This window comes from Kitasatospora sp. NPDC001159, assembly GCF_053598235.1.
Map to the genome: position 1 here is coordinate 1 of NZ_JBSFJV010000301.1, position 1,095 is coordinate 1,095.

Here is a 1,095-nt window from a genome sequence, read left to right on the forward strand (position 1 = left end):
GCTGACGCGGCTGAGGGCGTAGAGCTCCTGGAGGAGGTCCCAGCCCTCGCCTCGGTCGGTCCACCAGTGGTCGTGGTGGGTGGCGGCGGTGCGGACCCGGACCGCACACGCCTTACCGTGCGGGCCGGCCGGGCGCATACTGTGCTGCGCGCGGCGAGCATCCGGCGACAGGGCCACCCCGGACCCGGCCCGGCTGCGCCGCGACGGGGAGAAGGTAGAACAGCGTGGCAGTACTCGTGATCGTCGTCGTGGTCGTCCTGCTCTGGCTGATGACCGGCGTGCGGGTGGTGCAGCAGTACGAACGCGGTGTGGTGTTCCGGCTGGGCCGGGTGCGCGGGTCGGTCCGCGAGCCGGGACTGACCCTGCTGGTGCCGCTGCTCGACCGGATGCGCAAGGTGAACGTCCAGGTCGTCACCATGCCGGTGCCCGCCCAGGAGGGCATCACCAAGGACAACGTCTCGGTGAGCGTCGACGCGGTGCTGTACTTCCGCGTGGTCGAGCCGATCAGGGCCACCGTGGACGTGCAGAACTACAGCTTCGCCATGCTGCAGGTCGCCCAGACCTCGCTGCGTTCGATCATCGGCAAGAGCGAGCTGGACGACCTGCTGTCCGGCCGGGAGCACCTGCACCAGGGGCTGGAGGTCATGCTGGAGAGCCCGGCGGCGGGCTGGGGAGTGCACATCGACCGGGTGGAGATCAAGGATGTCAGCCTGCCCGACTCGATGAAACGCTCGATGGCCCGTCAGGCCGAGGCCGACCGCGAGCGCCGGGCCCGGATCATCACCGCCGACGGTGAGTTCCAGGCGGCCGCCAAGCTCGCCGAGGCGGCGGGGATGATGGCCGAGACCCCGGCGGCGATGCAGCTGCGCATGCTGCAGACGGTGGTCGAGGTGGCGGCCGAGAAGAACTCGACGCTGGTGCTGCCGTTCCCGGTGGAGCTGCTGCGCTTCTTCGAGGCCTCCACGGCGCGCCTCGCCGACGGTGCCGCCGCTGCGGCTCGGACGCCGACCGTTCCGCCGCGAACCCCGGCCGTCCCGCCGCAGGCGCCCGCCGGCGGCAGCTGACAGCGATCCGGCCGTCCTGGGCGTCGGCAAC

Annotated in this window: 1 protein-coding gene; it reads left to right on the forward strand. The window is 71.6% G+C overall.

The genetic code is table 11. The features are described 5' to 3' along the window. The first annotated feature begins 269 nt into the window (after positions 1 to 269). Positions 270 to 1,064 carry a slipin family protein gene (locus ACWC9T_RS42015; protein WP_449826275.1) on the forward strand — a complete coding sequence of 265 codons (795 nt, stop codon included), beginning with the start codon at positions 270 to 272 and terminating at the stop codon, positions 1,062 to 1,064. Positions 1,065 to 1,095 lie beyond the last annotated feature (31 nt).